This is a genomic window from Pantoea sp. BAV 3049 (assembly GCF_009765445.1).
Taxonomy (GTDB): Bacteria; Pseudomonadota; Gammaproteobacteria; order Enterobacterales; family Enterobacteriaceae; genus Erwinia.
Genome location: NZ_WHOY01000031.1, coordinates 2,703,340 through 2,724,750, shown reverse-complemented (window position 1 = coordinate 2,724,750; position 21,411 = coordinate 2,703,340). Strand labels below are relative to the sequence as shown.

The window sequence follows — 21,411 nt, the reverse complement described above, 5'->3', positions numbered from 1 at the left end:
TTTTTTATGACAGCAAAAAGAAAAGTTTTCACCGGGATTGTCGTCCTTATTGTGGCGGGCATAGCCTTCAGCTACTGGCAGATTAAACAGTTTGCTGCTGTGCCGTTATCCATTGAGAAAGAAACTATCTTTACGCTGCCCGCCGGTTCCGGCCGGGTTGTGCTGGAAGCCGAACTTAACCGGCAGAAAATCGTGCCGAAAACCATCTGGTTCGGCTGGCTGCTGAAGCTGGAACCGGAGCTGGCGAAGTTCAAGGCGGGTACCTATCGTTTTAACCAGGGCATGACCGTGCGACAGATGCTGGAACTGCTGGCCAGCGGCAAAGAGGCGCAGTTTCCGGTACGCTTTGTGGAAGGCACAAAGATGCAGGAATGGCTGACCGAACTGCGTGCCTCCCCCTACATCAAACACACGTTGACCGATGATAAGCTGGCGACGGTGGCCACTGCGCTGAAGCTGCAGGAGCAGGATGTTGAGGGCTGGTTCTATCCCGATACTTACTCTTACACTGCCAACACTCCCGATGTGGCGATCCTGAAGCGCGCCCATGAGCGGATGACAAAACTGGTCGATACGCTGTGGCAGAATAAAATGGAAGGCCTGCCATATCAGAACAAGAACGATATGGTAACCATGGCATCAATCGTCGAGAAAGAGACCGCGCTCAGTGATGAGCGCAGCAAGGTTGCCTCGGTATTTATCAATCGCTTGCGGCTTGGCATGCGCCTGCAAACCGATCCTACGGTGATCTACGGCATGGGCGACAGCTACAATGGCACGCTGACACGCAAGGATCTTGAGACGCCGACCCCTTATAACACCTACCTGATTGCGGGGATGCCGCCCGGGCCGATAGCGATGCCGGGTAAGGCCTCACTGGAAGCTGCAGCACAGCCGGTTAAAACAGATTTTCTCTATTTCGTGGCCGATGGCAAAGGCGGGCACACGTTCACCACTAATCTCGCCAGCCATAATAAAGCGGTACAGGCATGGCGCCTGGCGCTGAAGGAAAAAAATGGACAGTAAATTCATCATCATTGAGGGGCTGGAAGGTGCGGGTAAAACCACGGCGCGTGATGTGATCGTTGCCACGCTGCATGAGCAGGGGATCGCTGATATCGTGCTGACCCGTGAGCCGGGCGGCACGCCGCTGGCAGAGAAGCTGCGCGATCTGCACAAACAGGGCATCGAAGGCGAAAAAGTCACTGATAAGGCCGAGTTGCTGATGTTGTATGCCGCACGTGTCCAGCTGGTTGAAAATGTGATCAAACCAGCTCTTGCGCGTGGCGCATGGGTGGTAGGCGATCGTCACGATCTCTCCTCCCAGGCTTACCAGGGGGGAGGTCGCGGTATGGACAGCGAGCTGATGAATCAGCTCAGGAAAAGCGTGCTGGGCGATTTTTCCCCTGATATTACCCTGTATCTGGACGTGACGCCGGAGATCGGCCTGCAGCGTGCCAGAGCCCGTGGCGAACTGGACCGCATTGAGCTGGAATCACTGAATTTCTTCACCCGTACCCGCGAACGCTATCTGGCACTGGCCGCCAGGGATGAACGCATCAAAACTATCGATGCCACGCAGTCCATAGAGCAGGTGACCGCGGCTATCCGGCAAACCATGATGCAGTGGCTGCAGGCACAGCAATGATCTGGTATCCGTGGCTGAACCAGCCCTATCGCCAGATTATTGGTCAGCATCAGGCAGGACGCGGACACCATGCGTTGCTGCTGCAGGCGCTGCCCGGTATGGGTGATGCCTCGCTGATGTGGGGGATCAGCCGCTGGCTGATGTGTCAGCAGAGGGACGGGCTGAAAAGCTGTGGCGAGTGCCACTCCTGTCAGCTGATGCAGGCCCATACCCATCCGGACTGGTATACACTGGAAACGGAAAAGGGCAAAAGCTCACTCGGGATTGATGCCGTGCGCAGCGTGACAGAAAAGCTTTATCATCACGCGCAACAGGGTGGGGCGAAGGTGGTCCTGCTGCCCGATGCGGCTCAGCTGACCGAAGCCGCAGCCAACGCATTATTAAAAACGCTGGAAGAGCCGCCGAAAAACACCTGGTTTTTGCTCAGCTGTCAGGAGCCATCACGACTACTGGCGACCCTTCGCAGCCGCTGCCTGAATTTTCATCTGGCGGTGCCGGATGAGGCGCAAAGCCTGGCCTGGCTGCAAAAGCAGGCGAATGTGACACAGCAGGACGGACTGAGCGCGTTACGTCTGAGTGGCGGCGCACCGGCGGCGGCGCAATCGCTGCTGGAGGAGAAAAGCTGGGCGGCTCGTCAGGCTTTGTGTCGCGCACTGCCCACGGCACTGCGTGGGGATATGTTATCCTTGCTGGTCGTGCTTAATCACGATGACGTCCTGGAGCGCACCGGCTGGCTGTGTGCCCTGCTGGTGGATGCCATGAAGTGGCAGCAGGGAGGCGGACAGTTTATTGCCAATATCGATCAACAGGCGCTGATTGCTGACATGGCGATGCAGCTTCCCGGTAGCGCCCTGGATGAGAGCGTGCGCCAGTGGATATCCTGCCGGGTACGGCTGAATGTGGTCGCTGTTAACCGTGAATTATTACTGACCGACCAGCTGCTGAGCTGGGAGCAGATGCTGCATACCCCGCTGGCCGGTTAACCTGATTAGAGAGTCGTTATGTTTTTAGTGGATTCACACTGCCATCTTGATGGTCTGAATTATGAAAGTCTGCATCAGGACGTCAGTGACGTACTGGCCAAAGCCGCCGCGCGTGAAGTGAAATTTATGCTGGCAGTTGCCACCACGCTGCCCGGCTATAAAGCCATGACTCAACTGATTGGCGATCGTCCCAATGTGGCTTACTCCTGTGGCGTTCACCCGCTTAATCAGGAACAGCCGTACGATTTTGCTGAACTGCGTCAGCTTGCGGCCGACGAGCGAGTGGTGGCGATGGGTGAAACAGGCCTTGATTACTTCTACCAGAAAGAGACCAAGGCGCAGCAGCAGGCCTCTTTTCGTGAGCATATCCGCATCGGCCGCGATCTGAACAAACCGGTCATTGTGCACACGCGCGACGCTCGTGAAGAGACTCTGGCTATTTTGAAAGAAGAGCAGGTTGAAGGGTGTGGCGGCGTGCTGCACTGCTTTACTGAAGACCGTGAAACGGCAGAAAAACTGCTGGATATGGGCTTTTACATCTCGTTCTCCGGTATTGCCACCTTCCGTAATGCTGAAACTATCCGCGAAGCTGCACGCTATGTGCCTCTGGATCGTATGCTGGTGGAAACTGACTCACCGTATCTGGCACCGGTTCCGCATCGCGGTAAAGAAAACCAGCCCGCCTATGCCCGTGACGTTGCTGAGTATATGGCGGTGGTCAAAGGCGTCAGCATTGAACAACTGGCAGCAGCTACCACGGAAAACTTCTCCCGCCTGTTTCACGTGCCGATGTCCCGCCTGACCGACTAAAGGTTTTATTTTTCAGCTCGTAATTAATCAAAGTAAATCGTAAAGTGCATCGCCCAAATTTGGGCGGTGTGGTTTTTTTTTGCTCAAAAACTGGCGATTTGTCGACAGATAAGCTACGGATCTGGCGGATGTTGAGTGAAACGTGATACCCATCAAACTAATTTAAGCTGATTTATTTTACAGTCCGTAATAAATACTGAGAGCGCCAAAACGCTCCAACCATAACGGGATCCTCCCCCCGTTATCACGCGCACCGCGCGTAAAAAAGCACTCATACTCAGGAGCACCATAACTATGTTCAAAAATGCTTTTGCCAACCTGCAGAAGGTCGGTAAATCGCTGATGCTGCCGGTTTCGGTACTGCCGATCGCCGGTATCTTGCTGGGCGTCGGCTCAGCGAACTTCAGCTGGCTGCCAGCCGTGGTTTCCCACGTGATGGCCGAGGCGGGCGGTTCTGTGTTTGCCAACATGCCGCTGATCTTCGCGATCGGCGTGGCGTTAGGTTTCACCAATAATGACGGCGTGTCTGCGCTGGCTGCAGTGGTGGCATACGGCATCATGGTGAAAACCATGGCGGTGGTGGCTCCGCTGGTGCTGCATATGCCTGCCGGGGAAATTGAAGCGAAGCACCTGGCCGATACCGGCGTGCTGGGCGGGATCATTGCCGGTTCGATAGCCGCGTACATGTTCAACCGCTTCTACCGCATCAAGCTGCCGGAATACCTCGGCTTCTTTGCCGGTAAACGTTTTGTACCGATCATTTCCGGCTTCACCGCTATCTTTGTGGGTGTGGTGCTCTCCTTTATCTGGCCTCCGGTGGGAACAGCGATTCAGGAGTTCTCACAGTGGGCGGCTTATCAGAACCCGGTGGTGGCATTTGGCCTGTACGGCCTGATTGAGCGTTCACTGGTACCGTTTGGTCTGCACCATATCTGGAATGTTCCTTTCCAGATGCAGATTGGTGAATTTACCAACGCAGCGGGTCAGGTGTTCCACGGTGATATCCCTCGCTATATGGCGGGTGATCCGACTGCCGGAAAATTGTCTGGTGGCTTCCTGTTCAAAATGTACGGTCTGCCCGCTGCTGCCATTGCCATCTGGCACTCAGCTAAACCTGAGAACCGTGCGAAAGTGGGCGGCATCATGATCTCTGCCGCGCTGACCTCGTTCCTGACGGGTATCACCGAGCCAATCGAATTCTCATTTATGTTTGTGGCGCCGGTGCTGTATGGCATCCACATCCTGCTGGCCGGTCTGGCTTTCCCAATCTGTATCCTGTTGGGCATGCGTAATGGCACCAGCTTCTCACACGGTCTGATCGACTTTATCGTGCTGAGCGGCAACAGCAGCAAAATCTGGTTGTTCCCGATTGTGGGTATCATTTACGGCCTGATTTACTACACCGGGTTCCGCTTCGTGATTGCCAAATTCAACCTGAAAACCCCGGGCCGTGAAGATAGCAGCACAGAGCAGGCTGCCGGTTCATCCAACGAAATGGCCGGTAACCTGGTGGCGGCGTTTGGTGGTAAAGAGAACATCACTAACCTTGATGCCTGTATCACCCGTTTGCGCGTCAGCGTGGTCGACGTGGCTAAAGTTGACCAGGCCGGACTGAAAAAACTGGGCGCTGCTGGCGTGGTGGTTGCTGGTTCGGGCGTTCAGGCTATCTTCGGCACCAAATCCGATAACCTGAAAACCGATATGGACGATTACATTCGTAATATGTAAGCCATGTCATCAGGATCAACGCCAGTCACTTCGGTGGCTGGCTTTTTTTTGTCCTGCACCTGACAACGGGCACGTCTGTTAATCCCAAATCCGCAGCGGAGCTGCATGTTTCCTCAGCGTCGTTGAAGTCTTTACTCGGGGCTGAGAGAGGACTTACCCACTCAGTTTTTGCTGCTAACTCCGCTCTCCCGGGCGATAAAGAGAAGAAAAGTGACGAGAAGGTTGAAAGAAAACAAATATCTCGCTCATACTGCGGTAACTTAATTCGCCACCTCAGGATCAGCACTATGGCCGAAGAAACCATTTTCAGTAAAATTATCCGCCGTGAAATTCCGGCTGACATTGTGTACCAGGACGAGCTGGTTACCGCGTTTCGCGATATCTCTCCCAAAGCCCCGACCCACATTCTGGTGATCCCCAATATTCTGATCCCTACAGCCAATGATGCGGTAGCCGGTCATGAAGCGGCCCTGGGACGGATGATCGTGGTGGCAGCAAAAATCGCTAAACAGGAAGGTATTGCAGAAGATGGCTATCGCCTGATCATGAACTGCAACCAGCACGGCGGGCAGGAGGTCTATCATATCCACCTGCATCTGGTTGGCGGCCGTCCTCTTGGACCGATGCTGGCTGGCTGACACTCTGATGCGGACACACTCTATGATGCGGGCAATCGTAACGGGCTTAACGTTACTGGCACTCCTGAGCGGGTGCAGCAGCGATCGCACCACCATCAATACTTCGCAATCGCTGGTGATGGAGTCTTCGGTTCTGTCGGCGGGAATTACCACCGATGAACCGGTGATGTCAGAACATGACGGGCAACAGCGTGCTTCCTCGGTCCTGTTCAATCAGCAGGAAAAAGCGGTCACCGTGCATTACCGGTTCTACTGGTATGACGATAAGGGGCTGGAGATCCTGCCCTTCGAACGTCCGCGCACGGTCAGCGTTCGGCCTCACGACAAAGTTGAAATATCATCGCAAACGGGTAACCTGACGGCCAGTAAAGTCCGGCTGTACCTTTATCTTTAGGAGATGCTTGCGTGGAAAGGAATATAACTAAACTCTCTGGCGTTATGCTGCTGGCGCTGATCCTCAGTGGTTGTGTCGTTAAACAGCAGCAACAGCCGCAACCTCCGGCCCCGGTGGAACCTGCGCAGCCAACGCAGCCCGTTCCTCCTCCGGCACCGCCGCAGCCGCCGGAAACGGTGCCACAGCCGCCTAAAATGCAGTCCATTAACTGGGATGCCAGCGTCACCCCGATGGTGGCTCAGATGCTGAAAGCCGATGGCGTCACGCCGGGGAGCGTTTTACTGGTGGATGGCATCAAAAACAGTACCAACGGCAGCCTGCAGCGTTCGAAGGCGACGGCAGCGCTGAACAACGCGCTGAAGAATAACACCCAGTTTAAACTGGTCCCGGCCGATCAGTTGGCCACGGCTAAGCAGACTCTGGGGCTGTCAGCAGAGGACAGCCTGAGCTCGCGCAGCAAAGCGGTTGGCCTGGCCCGTTACGTGGGAGCTCAGTACGTGCTGTACAGCAATGCTGAGGGCGATGTGAAGTCTCCGACGCTGCAGATGCAGCTGATGCTGGTGCAGACCGGTGAAATCATCTGGTCAGGTAACGGTGTCGTTCAGCATTGATCCCCGCTTAAGCAGGCTCATCGCACAACAGTTTCCGGCGGCAAAAACCGCCGGTTCTTTTTTTCCGCTGCCCGGACTGACCGGGATGAGTGGAAAGGTTGAGCTGGAAGGGACAACATTGCTGGCGCGCTATCAAAGTCAGCAGGAGCCCATACCGGGCGTGGATCGCCGCCGCGAATATCATATTTTGCGTAAGCTCGACGGGACGGGGCTGGCCCCTGAAGTGCATGGCTACGCGGACAACTGGTTGCTGCTAAGCTGGCAGGCGGGTGAACGTTTATCGGATGCCGGATTCCTGCAGGCGCTGGAGTCGGTGACGGAATGCGTGGCCTCGCTGCACCGCCAGAAGCTTAGCGGCTACCGTCTGTCGGTGCTCAGTTTGCTGGAGCAGTACTGGCAGCTAAGCCGCCCGGCAAGGCGACATTGTGGCTGGCTGCGGGCGCTGCGGTGGCTGCAAAAGCATGGAGAACCGCGCCCATTGCGACTCTCTCTGCTGCATATGGACGTTCATGCAGGCAATATCATCCGTGGCAGTAACGGCCTGAAGCTGATTGACTGGGAGTATGCCAGCGATGGTGATGTGGCGCTGGAACTGGCGGCAATAGCGCTGAGTAATCAGCTCAGCGACGCGCAGCAACAGGAGATGACGGAGCATTACGCTTCCCTGCAGAGGCTGGATGTCATGAAGCTCCAGCGGCAGATGCTGCGCTGGCAGCCATGGCTGAACCTGCTGGTTGCCTGCTGGTACGAACTGCGCTGGCAGAAAAGTCATGAAGAGCTATTTTATCCGCTGGCAGAACAAGCCTGGCAGCGGGTGTTATCAGATTAAGAGGTGAAGTGTGGGACCGGTAATGTTAGACGTGCTCGGTTACGAGCTGGACGCGGAAGAGCGTGAAATTTTACAGCATCCGCTGGTTGGCGGTCTGATCCTGTTTACCCGCAACTATCACGATCCTGAGCAGCTTGCCGAGCTGGTTCGGCAAATCCGTGCCGCCTCCCGTAATCGCCTGGTAGTGGCAGTGGATCAGGAAGGTGGACGTGTACAGCGTTTCCGTGAAGGGTTTACCCAACTGCCTGCCATGCAGTCGTTTTCTGCGCTTAACAGTCAGGCAGAGGCTGCCACGTTGGCACAGCAGGCAGGCTGGCTGATGGCTTCTGAAATGATCGCCATGGATATTGATATCAGCTTTGCGCCGGTGCTGGATATCGGCCACGGCAGCGCGGCCATTGGCGAGCGCAGCTTCCATGAAGATCCCGTTATCGCGCTACAAATGGCACGCCATTTTATCAATGGCATGCACGACGCCGGGATGAAAACCACCGGAAAGCATTTCCCGGGACATGGTGCAGTCAGTGCGGATTCTCATAAAGAGACGCCACGCGATAACCGCAGCGAGGCGGTAATCCGCCAGCATGATATGCAGATCTTTAAGCAGCTGATTGACGAACAAGCGCTGGATGCCATTATGCCCGCGCATGTTATCTATCCTGAGGTGGATTCACGACCGGCCAGTGGCTCATCCCACTGGCTGAAAAGGGTGCTCAGAAGCGAGCTGGGCTTCGACGGGGTGATCTTCTCGGATGACCTGTCGATGGAAGGCGCGGCGATTATGGGCAGCTACGCTGAGCGTGGTCAGGCTTCTCTGGATGCGGGCTGCGATATGATCCTGGTCTGCAACAACCGCCAGGGCGCGGTAAGCGTGCTGGATAATCTGTCTCCGATCAATGCTGAACGTGTTACCCGCTTGTATCATCAAAAGACATTTACCCGCCAGCAGCTGCTTGCCTCACCGCGCTGGAAGGAAGTACACCAGGCGCTGACTGCATTGCAGACGCGCTGGCTTGAGCAGAAGGGCAGCTGAGCGGCAACCATCTGAGAGGATAGCGATGATCATCTACCTGCATGGCTTTGATTCAACCAGTCCGGGCAATCACGAAAAGGTGCTCCAGCTGCAATTTATCGATCCGGATGTGCGGCTGCTGAGCTACAGCACTCTGCATCCGAAACACGATATGCAGTACCTGCTCAATGAAACGGATAAGATCCTGCGCAGTGCAGGTGACGATCGTCCGCTAATCTGTGGCGTCGGGCTGGGAGGCTTCTGGGCAGAGCGGATTGGTTTTCTCAGTGACATCCGGCAGGTGATTTTCAATCCTAATCTCTGGCCGGAAGAGAACATGCCGGGCAAAATTGACCGCCCGGAAGAGTATGTGGATATCGCCACTAAGTGCGTCAGCAATTTTCGTGAGAAAAACCGCGACCGTTGCCTGGTGATCCTCTCCCGCAAAGATGAAGCGCTGGACAGCCAGCGATCGGTCTCGGCGCTTCATCCGTTCTATGAAATCGTCTGGGACGAGGTGGAAGGGCATAAATTTAGAAATATTTCCCACCATCTCCAGCGCATTAAGGCTTTCAAAACGCTGGGCTGACCCGGCGACTTACATTGGCCAGCGATCAATCCGGATGCCCCGGGCAGCAGCGCCCGTCTGGAAGTCTGCCAGGGTCATCCTGATATCCGGATCGATATATTCTGCACTCTCATGTTCGGCGATAACCACACTGTTATCCGGAATTTTATCCAGTTGCTGCTGCAAACGAGGATTGTGCAGGAAGGTCAGATTCTGATTAAAGCGCACCACGTAATGGTCGTCATAACGAGTGAGTTGAATAGCACTGCGATGACTGCCCCAGGTGCTGTAGAGTAGTTGAGCCAGGACTCCAGCTGCCAGCCCCACAAGCATGCCAAATGCGATGATACCCGCAACGGTCACCAGAAAAGGGAGAAACTGAGACAATCCTCTGCGCCACTGCCTGATAAACAGCGCAGGTGAGGCAAGTTTGTAGCCGGTAAAGATTAATACCGCAGCCAGACTGGCCAGAGGGATGGTGTTCAGCAGCTCCTCAAAGAACAGACCACAAACCAGCAGCAATATGCCGTGCCAGATAACGGACAGCTTCGACTGCGCACCTGCGTTGACATTGACCGAACTGCGGACGATCACTGCGGTAATGGGCAGACCGCCCAGAAAACCGCTCAGCATATTGCCAATCCCCTGAGCACGTAACTCTTTATCAGGTGAAGGGGAAGGAAGCTGATTTTTTTAAGAGCCTCCTGGCTCAGCAGCGTTTCAAGGCTGGCGACCAGTGCCAGGGTCAGTGCAATGTACCAGACCTCTGGATTGTGCCAGGCACCTGCAAAGTCAGGGTGGACAAACTGCTGGGCCAGTTCCCGGGCGGAGTCCAGTTCCGGCAATCTGATGCGCTCCAGCGTGGCAAAGTTTTCTGGCATCAGATAGTCGCCGGCGACCACCACCATGCTCCCCCAGATAACGGCAACCAGAGAACCGGGTAGCAGGCCGATCCCTTTACTGCGTTTAATCAACGGCGTCTGCCATAAATAAAGGATTAGCAGCGCACCGAGGGCAACAATGAGCGCAGTAGCAGAAAACAGCGACTGGTTATTGCCGAGTTCGATGCTCATTGTGACGGGAGCCTGTTGCATGATCAGCAACAGGCCGATAGCGACCATCATCCCCTGAATAACTGAACCTGGAATAAGACCGATCCAGCGACCAGCGCGCAGAATACCCATCGCGACCTGCATAAATCCGGCCAGCACCATTGCGACCAGTACCAGCGAAAATGACTCAAGGGTTGCCATAGCGCCGGTAATGATAGTAACCAGCCCGGCAGCCGGACCGCTTACGGCAAATTTCGATGGGCTGAGCAGGGTCACAACCAGACCACCAATGACGCCGGTTAACAGCCCGACAAAAGGTGGCAGATCGCAGGCCTGTGCGATACCCAGGCTGAGCGGAAGCGCAACCAAAAAAACCACCGTTCCGGCAAGAATATCTTTACGTAGATCCTTTATTGTCACTATCACTAATTCGTTCCTTCATGAATGAGTTGTTTTAAATGCCCACTATGGAGATCGTAAACACAGCCATAGATATCCAAATCTTGCTTTTTAATAAATGCTTCCCTGACCAGACTACATTGCAGCAGATGTGAAAACTGACAGAGAACATGATATTCAACAATGTGATCAAATGAGGTGTTTTCATCCTCATGATCAATATTAATGTAATCCTGCAATGACTGATGTAACTGCACTAAACGACGTGTCAGAGCCGAGTTCTCTCCGGAGGAAATGGGCGGTTTTTTAAGCGCAGCTTTGACGCCACCACAACCATAATGCCCGCAAAGAACAATGGCTGTAACCTGAAGATGGAGCAGCGCATATTCCAGAACGCTCATCAGGCTATCATCCTCTTCCAGCACCATATTGGCAATATTGCGATGGACAAAGAGTTCACCAGGCTGAGCGCAGGTCAGGACTTCGGCCGGAACCCGGCTGTCAGAACACCCGATCCACAAAGCCTGTGGTTGCTGGCCAGAAACGTGATTTAAAAAAAATTCAGGATTCCGTCTTTTTTGCTGTTTTGCCCAACTCCTGTTGCGGACCAGCAGCGTATTGAGTATTTCCATAATTTTTTCGCTTTTACAGGTAATATTGATTTATAAAGCTGACATATTCCACTGAGTTGTTATTTTATTCTGATAATAAAGAGTGTGATTTTTATATGGTACGTGAAAATATCGGTAAGACTGTTGTGATGGCGATGTTAAAGATGAAATCTTAAGGGAATCTTAAGAAAAACCAGAGGGTATTATCAGGGGGAGTTTAAATATCCATCCTTTATGTTTTCGTTAAGAGGAATTGTTTAATTATCGGCTGTATTAAGTTGTTTATTTTGAACTCTTCAGAGTTAATCAGGACTAAAGTAGGTTTTTTTTTCCTATTAATATCTGTTCAGACCTTATTCCTGTGAGCGTAATTAGCTCATTCCCGGGTAATTGCAGCTGTCACGTACAGTTTGAACTGGCGACTCGTTTCGTCAATTTCTGAGTGAGGGGAGGGGAATAAACGTCACAAACCAGCAAGACAGCGGGTGTTGATTTAGATCAATTTTAACAGGACTGAAGATTTTCCCCGTGCTATTCTGCCAACAGATAGCGAATTAACTCGCCAACCCTATGTTAATTAAGGATATTACCTTAACCTTAAATTAACGATTGGTTTACATTTTTAAGGGGGTCAATTGACTACACCAATGAAGAGAATTGTGATTGTCGGCGGGGGGGCCGGAGGGCTGGAGCTGGCTACGCAGCTCGGCCATAAGTTGGGTCGCAAAAAGAAAGCAGAAATCATCCTGGTGGATCGCAATCACAGCCACCTGTGGAAGCCTTTGCTGCATGAAGTGGCTACCGGATCGCTGGACGAAGGGATCGATGGTCTGAGCTATCTGGCTCATGCGCGTAATCACCATTTCCAGTTCCAGCTAGGCACGCTGACCGACATCAATCGCGAAGGCAAAAAGCTCCAGCTGGCCGAGATCCGTGATGCACAGGGCGAGTTGCTGGTACCCGCGCGCGAGCTGGCTTACGACACGCTGGTGATGGCGCTGGGCAGTACCTCGAACGATTTTGGTACTCCGGGTATCAAGGACCATTGTATTTTCCTCGATAACCCGCACCAGGCGCGTCGTTTCCATAACGAGATGCTTAACCTGTTCCTGAAGTTCTCTTCCAGCGACAGTGCTCAGGAAAAGGTCAACATCGCTATTGTTGGCGGTGGCGCGACCGGGGTGGAACTTTCTGCCGAGCTGCATAATGCCGTGAAACAGTTGCACAGTTACGGCTATAAAGGACTGGATAACCAGGCGCTGAACGTGACGCTGGTGGAGGCCGGCGAGCGTATCCTGCCTGCACTGCCGCCGCGCATCTCCGCCGCTGCGCATCAGGAGTTGACCAAGCTGGGCGTGCGCGTGCTGACCCAAACTATGGTCACCAGCGCGGACAGAAATGGTCTGAACACTAAATCCGGTGAGTTTATCGAAGCCGACCTGATGGTCTGGGCTGCCGGGATCAAAGCACCGGACTTTATGAAAGAGATTGCCGGGCTGGAAACCAACCGCATTAATCAGCTGGTGGTTGAACCCACGCTGCAGACCACCCGTGACGCGGATATCTATGCGATTGGTGACTGTGCCTCCTGTGCGCTGCCTTCTGGTGGTTTTGTTCCTCCACGCGCCCAGTCTGCTCACCAGATGGCTTCGCTGGTGCTGAGCAACATTCTGGCACAGATGAAAGGGGAGAAGCAGAAGCCTTACGTCTATAAGGATCACGGTTCGCTGGTGTCGCTTTCACGCTTCAGTACGGTAGGTAGCCTGATGGGGAACCTGATGCGAGGTTCAATGATGGTGGAAGGGCGAATTGCGCGTTTCGTCTATATCTCACTGTATCGCATGCATCAGGTGGCGCTGCATGGCTATTTCAAAACTGGCCTGATGATGCTGGTTGGCAGTATTAACCGTGTAATCCGCCCAAGGTTGAAACTCCACTAAATCGATTCAGCCAAATCAGTACCGCAGAAACTGGAATAAAAAGGCTTATGGTGCAGTCGTTATCATAAGCCTTTCGTTTCATAACCTCCTCGCAGCCCGCTTCTAAGAACACTCTTAAAAGCATTCTCTTATGTCTGGCAACATTCATTTCGTCCTGTTTTCTTATTGTCACATTTGGTCCTGATGCGCAAAATTTAACTCAGAACAGACGGCGCGTCGTGCACGCCGGGTAAGATGCTTCCGCACCGGGATGTCGGCAGAGGCGAAAATGCGCGGTAACAATGTCAGGAGGTAGTCCTGTGAACAAATCAATGTTGGCGGGTATTGGAATTGGTGTGGCAGCGGCTCTGGGCGTGGCTGCCGTAGCGAGCATGAATGTGTTTGACCGCAGTCCACAGTATGCGCAGGTGCTGTCAGCTACTCCAATCAAAGAAACGACAAAGAATCCTCGTCAGGAGTGCCGGAACATTACCCTGACTCATCGCCGTCCCGTTCAGGATGAAAACCGCATTGCCGGTTCCGTGCTGGGTGCTGTCGCCGGTGGCGTGCTTGGTCACCAGTTTGGTGGCGGACGCGGACGCAGCGTGGCGACCGTAGCCGGTGCGCTGGCAGGTGGTTACGGCGGTAATCAGGTGCAGGGCGCGATGCAGAACAACGATACCTACACCACTACCGAACAGCGTTGTAAAACCGTTTACGACAAGCAGGAAAAAATGATGGGTTACGATGTGACCTACAAAATCGGTAGCCAGCAGGGCAAAATCCGCATGGATAATGACCCGGGCACCCGCATCCCGCTGGACAGCAACGGTCAGCTGGTGCTGAATAACCAGGCCTGATAAAAAAAAGCGGCGATTAGCCGCTTTTTTTATGCATTACGTTTTCAACGCAAAACGGTGCAGGCGCCGCAAATACTAAACAGTGGAGGCACGTGGCTCAGGCCGCTCATAAAGACGCAAAAAACGCCGTCCAGGGCAGCTCGACTCAGGCCGTCTCTGGCCTGTAACTCTCGCTTCAGACATCTCAGTAAAATCAAGCCGCGTTAGCCAGCACCTGAGCCATAAAGTCCCGTACCCACTTCATTCGCACCTTCCGCTCCGCCAGATCGCGGATAAACTTCAGTCGCGTTGGTCCATCCAGTCGCCAGTGCTGCGGTTCTTTCTGCAGCAGGCCAATCAGCCAGCCCGGATCGGCTTTGTTCTTCTCGGCGAACTCGATAAATCCGCCTTTCTCGCTGGCTTCCACGCGGCGGATGCCAATTTTGCGTGCGGTTAAGCGCAGCGCGGCAATATCCAGCAGATTGCGGGCGGCATCGGGCAGTTGACCAAAGCGGTCAATCAGCTCCACTTTGAGATCGTCCAGTTCACCTTCTTCCTGTGCGCTGGCAATCCGCTTGTAGAACGACAGTCGCGTGTTCACATCCGGGATAAAATCATCCGGCAGCAGGGATGGCATCCGCAGTTCGATTTCGGTCTGGTTGCTGGTCAGGTCTTCCAGCGATGGCTCACGGCCCTCTTTCAGGGCATCCACCGCGTTTTCCAGCAGCTCCATATATAGCGAGAAACCAATAGTTTCCATCTGCCCGCTCTGATCTTCGCCCAGCAGCTCGCCCGCACCACGAATTTCCAAATCGTGGGTGGCAAGAGCAAAACCAGCGCCCAGATCCTCCAGCGAGGCGATGGCCTCCAGACGTTTATGGGCGTCGGTGGTCATTGCTTTGGGATGCGGGGTCAGCAGCCACGCATAGGCCTGATGATGCGAACGGCCCACGCGGCCGCGCAGCTGATGAAGCTGCGCCAGACCAAAGTGGTCGGCACGTTCAATAATAATGGTATTGGCAGTCGGAATATCGATGCCGGTTTCGATGATAGTGGTACACACCAGTACGTTAAAACGCTGATGGTGGAAGTCATTCATCACCCGTTCCAGGTCACGCTCGCGCATCTGGCCGTGGCCGATGGCAACACGCGCTTCAGGCACCAGCTCTGTAAGGCGGTTCGCGGCCTTTTCGATATTTTCCACGTCGTTATAGAGGTAGTAGACCTGGCCGCCGCGCAGCACTTCACGCAGAATAGCTTCACGCACTACCAGATTATCAAACTCGCGAACGAAGGTTTTCACCGCCAGCCGCCGCGCTGGTGGCGTGGCGATAATGGACAGATCGCGCATGCCACTCATCGCCATATTCAGCGTACGTGGGATCGGCGTGGCGGTCAGTGTCAGAATATCGACGTCGGCGCGCATTGCTTTGATTCGCTCTTTATGACGCACGCCGAAGCGGTGTTCTTCATCGACGATCAGCAGACCCAGATCGCGCCATTTGATTTCGTTCTGCAGCAGCTTGTGCGTGCCAATCAGAATATCGACTTTGCCTTCACGGGCTTCCTCAAGGATCTGGGCCTGCTCTTTGGCGGTACGGAAGCGGGAAAGCATCTCGATGCGCACCGGCCAGTTGGCAAAACGGTCGCGGAAATTATCGTAATGTTGCTGGGCCAGCAGGGTGGTTGGCACCAGTACGGCAACCTGCTTGTGGTTTTCCACCGCCAGGAAGGCGGCACGCATCGCCACTTCAGTTTTACCGAAGCCAACGTCACCGCACACCAGACGGTCCATCGCCAGCGGCTGACACATATCGCTGAGTACCGCATTGATCGCCTGCGCCTGGTCCGCCGTCGTTTCAAACGGAAAACTTTCGCAGAACAGCTGATACTGCTGGCGATCGTGTTTGAAGGCGAAACCGGCCTTGGCGGCGCGCTGGGCATAAATATCCAGCAGCTCGGCCGCCACATCACGCACTTTCTCGGCGGCTTTCTGCCGGGCGCGTGACCAGGCATCGCTGCCCAGCTTATGCAGCGGGGCATTTTCATCCGCCCCGCCTGCGTAGCGGCTGATCAGATGCAGCGAAGAAACAGGTACGTAGAGCTTGGCATCTCCGGCATAAGCCAGCATCAGATATTCAGCGGTGATGCCGCCGGTTTCCAGCGTGGTCAGGCCGATATAGCGGCCGACACCGTGTTCGAGGTGCACCACTGGCTGGCCGGGATGCAGCTCTGCCAGGTTGCGGATAAGTACGTCCGGATTGATGGTCCGGCGGCTGTCCTGACGTCGGCGGCTGACTCGCTCTCCCAGTAAATCACTTTCACAAATCAGTGCGCGGTGGCGCAGGCTGTCGATAAAGCCTTGCTCGCTGGCCCCGATAATCAGGTAATGGCCTGACTCTTCTGCTTCTTCCAGCGCGTGGACAGATTTTGGGACAATCTTGATGCGGGCTAACAGCTCCTGAAGCGCTTCACGGCGGCCTTCACTCTCCACGGAGAACACCACCGGGCCGCTGAACTCTTCAAGGAAACGGCGCAGTGCATCCAGCGGTGCTTTGGCCTGCGCCTGTACCGCCAGATCCGGCAGAGGCTGGTAGCCGAGGTTGGTATTGGCGGCTTTCTCCGGCAGATGTTCGCTTTTCAGCTGAATACGTGGCCACTGCTTCAGCTCGCTGAACAGTTCATCGGTACGTAACCACAGCGTTTCCGGCGGCAGCAGAGGGCGCATCGGATCGACACGCCGACTTTCGAAGCGCGCCATCACGTCCAGCCAGAAGCGGTCGGCACTGCTTTCCAGATCGCCGGTGTTCAGCAGCAGCGTATTGGCAGGCAGGTAGCTGAACAAAGAAGGCAGAGGGCTTTCAAAAAACAGCGGCTGCCAGTATTCAATGCCGGTGGGCAGGGTGCCTTTGCTCACCTGCTGATAGATATGTTCCGCTTCGCGCCGCACATCGAAATGCTCACGCCACTGGGTACGAAACAGTTCGATGGCCGCTTTGTCGGTCGGGAATTCGTGCGCGGGAAGCAGATTAATCGCCTCGACTTCCTCCAGCGTTCGCTGGGTGTCCACGTCGAATACGCGCAGGCTGTCGATTTCGTCATCGAAAAAATCAATGCGGTATGGCTGCTCACTGCCCATCGGATAGAGATCCAGTAAAGCGCCGCGCGTGGCGTATTCGCCGTGCTCCATCACCTGGTCAACGTGGCGATAACCAGCTTGTTCAAGCTGGGTACGCAGCGTATCGCGCGACAGGCGCTGACCTTTTTTCATCACCAGCGCGTGACCGTGCAGATAACTGTGCGGACAGACGCGCTGCATCAGCGTGTTCACCGGCAGGATCAGTACGCCCCGCTCAAGGGTTGGCAGGCTGTAAAGAGTGGACAGACGCGAAGAGATAATTTCCTGATGAGGCGAGAAACTGTCGAACGGCAGCGTCTCCCAGTCCGCAAGGCTGATAACCGGTTCGTCGGTAAACTGCTTAATCTCATCCTGCAGGCGCAGCGCGTTTTGCATGTCCGGCGCAATCAGCACTACCGGACCCTTGTGACGTGCGACGATTTCAGCGGATTCAACCGCGCAGGCGGCTCCGCTCAGTTGCCCCAGCTGACGCTGGTCTCCTGCTTTAACGGGCAGGGTGTATCTGGATTGTTCAGGCATAATCAGTCAGGCGGTCTCTTAACGACAAGGAGAGCGGGGACGTGACATCCCCGTTTCGGCTAACCGGAGTATACCTCTATTTCGGTGATTGTTGGGTGTAGTGCATCCGGGGTCGGTCAATGTTTGCCCAGATCAGCTCTTTTTCTCCGTGGTAGCTGTGATTACCGTCATCCCACTTTACGTAGTAACCTGCCGGAGCGCTGTCCTGTTCAAAGACGTTAACAATCATCCCTTTGATGTCGCCAGTTTTGTGTCTGACAATACTGCCTTTAGGATATTTAGTCATTTTTACCACTCCCGGGCTTACGCTTAGCCGCTATTACCACTACAGTATTACCTCCATATCAGAGGGGTAAATATCAGTTTATGCCGATTATTGTGGAACAATTGAGCAATTAACGGGTGTTTTTTTGGGCGATATGAACTCGCCTGCGGTGCATGACGTCTTTGCTGACAAAACAATACAGCAGACTCAGCAGCTTAGAGGTTCCATAACGCGGGCCTGTCCTTTATCATCTTCGATCACTTTTTGCCATATTCACCGCCAGAAGACGGATTACATGTATCAACCTGTCGCGTTATTCATCGGTCTGCGCTATATGCGTGGACGAGCATCAGACCGCTTCGGACGGTTTGTTTCCTGGCTCTCCGCCATTGGTATCACCCTCGGGGTGCTGGCGCTGGTCACCGTGCTGTCGGTGATGAACGGTTTTGAGCATGAGCTGGAAAAAAGCACCCTCAACCTGATGCCTCAGGCGCTGATCACCAGCCAGAAAGGATCCATTAACCCTCAGCAGATCCCGGCCGACTCGCTGCAGTTGCAGGGGACTTCCCGTATTACTCCACTGACCACCGGCGATGTGGTGCTGCAAAGCGCCCGCAGCGTGGGCGTGGGCGTGATGCTGGGGATCAACCCGGACGAACCGGATCCGCTGACGCCGTATCTGAATAACGTTCAGCAGAACGTGCTGCAATCCGGCCAGTACAACGTGATCGTTGGCGAGCAGCTGGCAGAGCAGCTGGGCCTGAAGCGGGGCGACGAGCTGCGCCTGATGGTGCCTTCTGCCAGCCAGTTCACCCCGATGGGCCGCCTGCCCAGCCAGCGCCTGTTCACCGTGGCAGGGACCTTTGCGGCCAACAGCGAAGTGGATGGCTACCAGATTCTGGTCAATCAGCAGGATGCCTCACGCCTGATGCGCTATCCGCAGGGCTTCATTACCGGCTGGCGTCTGTGGCTGGACAAGCCGCTGCAGGTTGATTCGCTCAGTCAGCAAAAGCTGCCAGAAGGGCTGGTGTGGAAAGACTGGCGTGAGCGTAAGGGCGAGCTGTTCCAGGCGGTGAGGATGGAGAAAAATATGATGGGGCTGCTGCTCAGCCTGATTGTTGCCGTGGCCGCTTTCAATATCATCACCTCGCTCGGCCTGCTGATCATGGAGAAGCAGGGCGAAGTGGCGATCCTGCAGACTCAGGGCCTGACGCGCCGCCAGATTGTGATGGTATTTATGGTGCAGGGCGCGACGGCCGGGATTGTCGGTTCGGTGCTGGGCGCGCTGCTTGGCGTGCTGCTCGCCAGCCAGCTGAACAACCTGATGCCGCTGATTGGCGCTTTCCTTGACGGGGCGGCGCTGCCAGTCGAAATTTCTGTAACGCAGGTGTTGACCATCGTCATCACCGCGATGGTCGTGGCGCTGCTTTCCACGCTTTATCCTTCCTGGCGCGCCGCCGCCGTTCAACCCGCAGAGGCTTTACGTTATGAGTAACCCGATCCTGTTGCAGTGCGACAACCTGTGTAAACGCTACCAGGAAGGCAGCGTGCAGACTGATGTGCTGCGCAACGTCTCTTTTAGCGTAACGCCCGGCGAAATGATGGCGATTGTTGGCAGCTCCGGCTCCGGCAAAAGCACCCTGATGCACCTGCTCGGCGGGCTGGATACGCCCACTTCCGGCGACGTGGTATTCAACGGTAAATCGCTGAACGGGATGTCTTCAGCCGCGAAAGCGGAGCTGCGTAACCGTGAGCTGGGCTTTATCTATCAGTTTCACCACCTGCTGCCGGACTTCAGCGCGCTGGAAAACGTAGCGATGCCGCTGCTGATCGGCAAAGCCGCAAAGGGCGAGGCGGAAGCCAAAGCCATTGAAATGCTGGCCGCAGTGGGTCTGGAAAAGCGCGCCGCGCACCGTCCTTCTGAGCTTTCGGGCGGGGAACGTCAGCGTGTGGCCATCGCCCGTGCACTGGTTAACAGTCCGCGTCTGGTACTGGCGGATGAGCCGACCGGTAACCTCGATGCCCGCAACGCGGATGCCATCTTTGACCTGCTGGGCGAGCTGAACGTGCGGCAGGGTACTGCTTTTCTGGTGGTCACCCATGACCTGCACCTGGCAAAGCGCCTTAACCGCCAGATGGAGATGCGTGACGGCCAGTTGAGCGGGGACGTAACCCTGGCAGGGCTGGTGTAATGGCGGGATCTCTTTCTCTTCTTCTGGGCCTGCGCTTCAGTCGCGGGCGCCGCCGTGGCGGCATGGTTTCGCTGATTTCAGCGATCTCCACCGTGGGTATCGCGCTCGGCGTGGCGGTGCTGATTGTCGGCCTGAGTGCAATGAACGGCTTCGAACGCGAGTTGAACAACCGTATTCTGGCGGTGGTTCCGCATGGTGAAATTGAGCCGGTGAATCAGCCTTTCACCGGCTGGCAGGCGCTGTTACCGAAAGTTGAGCAGGTCAAAGGCATTGCCGCAGCTGCGCCGTACATCAACTTCACCGGCCTGATTGAAAGCGGCGTCAAGCTGCAGGCCATTCAGGTGAAAGGGGTGGACCCGCAGCAGGAAAGCAGACTCAGCGCCTTGCCTGCCTATGTACAGAACAACGCCTGGCAGAGCTTCAGCGCCGGTAAACAGCAGATTATCCTCGGCCAGGGCGTGGCGAAAAGCCTGAACGTCAAACAGGGCGACTGGCTGACCATCATGATCCCAAACAGCGACCCGCAGCATAAGTTGCTGCAGCCGAAGCGCGTGCGCTTGCAGGTCAGCGGCATTCTGGCGCTCAGCGGCATGCTGGATCACAGCCTGGCGCTGGTTCCCCTGGCCGATGCGCAGCACTATCTGGCAATGGGTGACAACGTCACGGGCATTGCACTGAAAATGAGCGACCCGTTTGCCGCGCAGAAGCTGGTGCGTGATGCCGGTGAGGTCACTCACTCTTACGTCTACATCCGCAGCTGGATTGGGACTTATGGCTATATGTACCGCGACATCCAGATGATCCGCGCCATTATGTATCTGGCAATGGTGCTGGTGATTGGCGTGGCCTGCTTCAATATCGTCTCCACGCTGGTGATGGCGGTAAAAGATAAAAGCGGTGATATCGCGGTGTTGCGTACCCTGGGGGCGAAGGATGGGCTGATCCGGGCTATCTTTGTCTGGTATGGCCTGATGGCCGGGCTGGTGGGCAGCGTCAGCGGCGTGGTGGTCGGCGTGCTGGCGGCGTTTAATCTCACGCCGATTATTCGCGGAATTGAAACCTTAACCGGCTACCATTTCCTGTCCGGCGATATCTACTTTATCGATTTTCTGCCGACTGAAGTGCACTGGCTGGACGTGACTATCGTGCTGGCGACCTCTCTGGTGCTGAGTCTGATAGCCAGCTGGTATCCGGCCAGAAGAGCGAGCCGTATCGATCCGGCCCGCGTGCTCAGCGGCCAGTAGCAGAGGTCCGG

The 21,411-nt window shown here is 55.2% G+C and carries 19 protein-coding genes and 1 pseudogene; 16 read left to right on the top strand and 4 right to left on the bottom strand.

Translation table 11 applies throughout. From position 1 onward, the window contains the following. Positions 1 to 6 precede the first annotated feature (6 nt). From mltG to ycfP, 11 genes are all read left to right on the top strand, one after another. Positions 7 to 1,026: an endolytic transglycosylase MltG gene (gene mltG, locus GSQ70_RS13735; protein WP_158783060.1), complete on the top strand. Its 1,020-nt coding sequence runs from the start codon at positions 7 to 9 to the stop codon at positions 1,024 to 1,026. Next, positions 1,016 to 1,648: a dTMP kinase gene (gene tmk, locus GSQ70_RS13730; protein ID WP_158783059.1), complete on the top strand. Its 633-nt coding sequence runs from the start codon at positions 1,016 to 1,018 to the stop codon at positions 1,646 to 1,648. The genes mltG and tmk overlap by 11 nt, the downstream gene beginning before the upstream one ends. After that, complete coding sequence (gene holB, locus GSQ70_RS13725; protein WP_158783058.1) at positions 1,645 to 2,631, top strand: DNA polymerase III subunit delta'; 987 nt, start codon at positions 1,645 to 1,647, stop codon at positions 2,629 to 2,631. The genes tmk and holB overlap by 4 nt, the downstream gene beginning before the upstream one ends. Positions 2,632 to 2,649: 18 nt before the next feature. Beyond that, positions 2,650 to 3,441, top strand: coding sequence for a metal-dependent hydrolase (locus GSQ70_RS13720; RefSeq protein WP_158783057.1), 792 nt, complete (start codon positions 2,650 to 2,652; stop codon positions 3,439 to 3,441). Positions 3,442 to 3,735: 294 nt separating this feature from the next. Next, entirely contained in the window at positions 3,736 to 5,169 is a 1,434-nt protein-coding gene (ptsG, locus tag GSQ70_RS13715; protein WP_158783056.1) for a PTS glucose transporter subunit IIBC, read from the top strand. Positions 5,170 to 5,456: 287 nt separating this feature from the next. Continuing rightward, positions 5,457 to 5,807, top strand: coding sequence for a purine nucleoside phosphoramidase (hinT, locus tag GSQ70_RS13710; RefSeq protein WP_158783055.1), 351 nt, complete (start codon positions 5,457 to 5,459; stop codon positions 5,805 to 5,807). A 25-nt stretch (positions 5,808 to 5,832) separates the two neighbouring features. Then, positions 5,833 to 6,201, top strand: coding sequence for a YcfL family protein (locus GSQ70_RS13705; RefSeq protein ID WP_158785312.1), 369 nt, complete (start codon positions 5,833 to 5,835; stop codon positions 6,199 to 6,201). Positions 6,202 to 6,245: 44 nt separating this feature from the next. Then, positions 6,246 to 6,812 (top strand): penicillin-binding protein activator LpoB, encoded by a 567-nt coding sequence (gene lpoB, locus GSQ70_RS13700; RefSeq protein WP_370521115.1) that lies wholly within the window; start codon positions 6,246 to 6,248, stop codon positions 6,810 to 6,812. Next, complete coding sequence (gene thiK, locus GSQ70_RS13695) at positions 6,772 to 7,641, top strand: thiamine kinase (RefSeq protein WP_158783053.1); 870 nt, start codon at positions 6,772 to 6,774, stop codon at positions 7,639 to 7,641. The genes lpoB and thiK overlap by 41 nt, the downstream gene beginning before the upstream one ends. Positions 7,642 to 7,651: 10 nt before the next feature. After that, positions 7,652 to 8,674 (top strand): beta-N-acetylhexosaminidase, encoded by a 1,023-nt coding sequence (gene nagZ, locus GSQ70_RS13690; RefSeq protein WP_158783052.1) that lies wholly within the window; start codon positions 7,652 to 7,654, stop codon positions 8,672 to 8,674. Between the two features lie 25 nt (positions 8,675 to 8,699). Further along, positions 8,700 to 9,242, top strand: coding sequence for an alpha/beta hydrolase YcfP (gene ycfP / locus GSQ70_RS13685; protein WP_158783051.1), 543 nt, complete (start codon positions 8,700 to 8,702; stop codon positions 9,240 to 9,242). A 9-nt stretch (positions 9,243 to 9,251) separates the two neighbouring features. Here the strand turns inward: ycfP and GSQ70_RS13680 are convergent. Together GSQ70_RS13680 and GSQ70_RS13675 are read right to left on the bottom strand one after the other, a co-directional pair. After that, positions 9,252 to 10,693 (bottom strand): annotated as a pseudogene (locus tag GSQ70_RS13680) (SulP family inorganic anion transporter). 5 nt (positions 10,694 to 10,698) lie between these two features. Next, a complete protein-coding gene (locus tag GSQ70_RS13675; RefSeq protein ID WP_158783050.1) occupies positions 10,699 to 11,304 on the bottom strand; it encodes a carbonic anhydrase in 606 nt (201 codons plus the stop codon). Between the two features lie 614 nt (positions 11,305 to 11,918). On the opposite strand from GSQ70_RS13675, the gene GSQ70_RS13670 reads away from it, so the two are divergent. Continuing rightward, the gene (locus tag GSQ70_RS13670; protein WP_158783049.1) at positions 11,919 to 13,223 is read left to right on the top strand and encodes an NAD(P)/FAD-dependent oxidoreductase; all 1,305 of its coding nucleotides are present in this window, start codon (positions 11,919 to 11,921) and stop codon (positions 13,221 to 13,223) included. Between the two features lie 299 nt (positions 13,224 to 13,522). Next, entirely contained in the window at positions 13,523 to 14,062 is a 540-nt protein-coding gene (locus GSQ70_RS13665) for a glycine zipper 2TM domain-containing protein (RefSeq protein ID WP_199257261.1), read from the top strand. Positions 14,063 to 14,255: 193 nt separating this feature from the next. On the opposite strand, the gene mfd is transcribed toward GSQ70_RS13665, so the two are convergent. Continuing rightward, on the bottom strand, positions 14,256 to 17,699 hold the full coding sequence (gene mfd, locus GSQ70_RS13660; protein ID WP_158783047.1) for a transcription-repair coupling factor: 3,444 nt from the start codon (positions 17,697 to 17,699) through the stop codon (positions 14,256 to 14,258). A gap of 76 nt (positions 17,700 to 17,775) precedes the next feature. Beyond that, positions 17,776 to 17,985 (bottom strand): hypothetical protein, encoded by a 210-nt coding sequence (locus GSQ70_RS13655; protein ID WP_158783046.1) that lies wholly within the window; start codon positions 17,983 to 17,985, stop codon positions 17,776 to 17,778. Positions 17,986 to 18,259: 274 nt separating this feature from the next. Between GSQ70_RS13655 and lolC the strand changes: the two genes are divergently transcribed. The 3 genes from lolC to lolE are packed head-to-tail and all read left to right on the top strand — an operon-like array spanning position 18,260 to position 21,400. Beyond that, positions 18,260 to 19,459 carry a lipoprotein-releasing ABC transporter permease subunit LolC gene (gene lolC / locus GSQ70_RS13650; RefSeq protein WP_158783045.1) on the top strand — a complete coding sequence of 400 codons (1,200 nt, stop codon included), beginning with the start codon at positions 18,260 to 18,262 and terminating at the stop codon, positions 19,457 to 19,459. Next, the gene (gene lolD / locus GSQ70_RS13645; protein WP_158783044.1) at positions 19,452 to 20,156 is read left to right on the top strand and encodes a lipoprotein-releasing ABC transporter ATP-binding protein LolD; all 705 of its coding nucleotides are present in this window, start codon (positions 19,452 to 19,454) and stop codon (positions 20,154 to 20,156) included. The genes lolC and lolD overlap by 8 nt, the downstream gene beginning before the upstream one ends. Further along, positions 20,156 to 21,400, top strand: coding sequence for a lipoprotein-releasing ABC transporter permease subunit LolE (gene lolE, locus GSQ70_RS13640; RefSeq protein WP_158783043.1), 1,245 nt, complete (start codon positions 20,156 to 20,158; stop codon positions 21,398 to 21,400). Before lolD ends, lolE begins: the two co-directional genes overlap by 1 nt. Positions 21,401 to 21,411 lie beyond the last annotated feature (11 nt).

Excerpts from the sequence above, each read along its gene's own strand:
- holB (WP_158783058.1), top strand. The coding sequence starts at position 1,645 with ATGATCTGGTATCCGTGGCTGAACCAGCCCTATCGCCAGATTATTGGT.
- lolC (WP_158783045.1), top strand. The coding sequence starts at position 18,260 with ATGTATCAACCTGTCGCGTTATTCATCGGTCTGCGCTATATGCGTGGA.
- GSQ70_RS13720 (WP_158783057.1), top strand. The coding sequence starts at position 2,650 with ATGTTTTTAGTGGATTCACACTGCCATCTTGATGGTCTGAATTATGAA.
- lpoB (WP_370521115.1), top strand. The coding sequence starts at position 6,246 with ATGCTGCTGGCGCTGATCCTCAGTGGTTGTGTCGTTAAACAGCAGCAA.
- lolD (WP_158783044.1), top strand. The coding sequence starts at position 19,452 with ATGAGTAACCCGATCCTGTTGCAGTGCGACAACCTGTGTAAACGCTAC.
- GSQ70_RS13705 (WP_158785312.1), top strand. The coding sequence starts at position 5,833 with ATGCGGGCAATCGTAACGGGCTTAACGTTACTGGCACTCCTGAGCGGG.
- ycfP (WP_158783051.1), top strand. The coding sequence starts at position 8,700 with ATGATCATCTACCTGCATGGCTTTGATTCAACCAGTCCGGGCAATCAC.
- mltG (WP_158783060.1), top strand. The coding sequence starts at position 7 with ATGACAGCAAAAAGAAAAGTTTTCACCGGGATTGTCGTCCTTATTGTG.
- tmk (WP_158783059.1), top strand. The coding sequence starts at position 1,016 with ATGGACAGTAAATTCATCATCATTGAGGGGCTGGAAGGTGCGGGTAAA.
- GSQ70_RS13675 (WP_158783050.1), bottom strand. The coding sequence starts at position 11,304 with ATGGAAATACTCAATACGCTGCTGGTCCGCAACAGGAGTTGGGCAAAA.
- mfd (WP_158783047.1), bottom strand. The coding sequence starts at position 17,699 with ATGCCTGAACAATCCAGATACACCCTGCCCGTTAAAGCAGGAGACCAG.
- hinT (WP_158783055.1), top strand. The coding sequence starts at position 5,457 with ATGGCCGAAGAAACCATTTTCAGTAAAATTATCCGCCGTGAAATTCCG.
- GSQ70_RS13655 (WP_158783046.1), bottom strand. The coding sequence starts at position 17,985 with ATGACTAAATATCCTAAAGGCAGTATTGTCAGACACAAAACTGGCGAC.
- lolE (WP_158783043.1), top strand. The coding sequence starts at position 20,156 with ATGGCGGGATCTCTTTCTCTTCTTCTGGGCCTGCGCTTCAGTCGCGGG.
- ptsG (WP_158783056.1), top strand. The coding sequence starts at position 3,736 with ATGTTCAAAAATGCTTTTGCCAACCTGCAGAAGGTCGGTAAATCGCTG.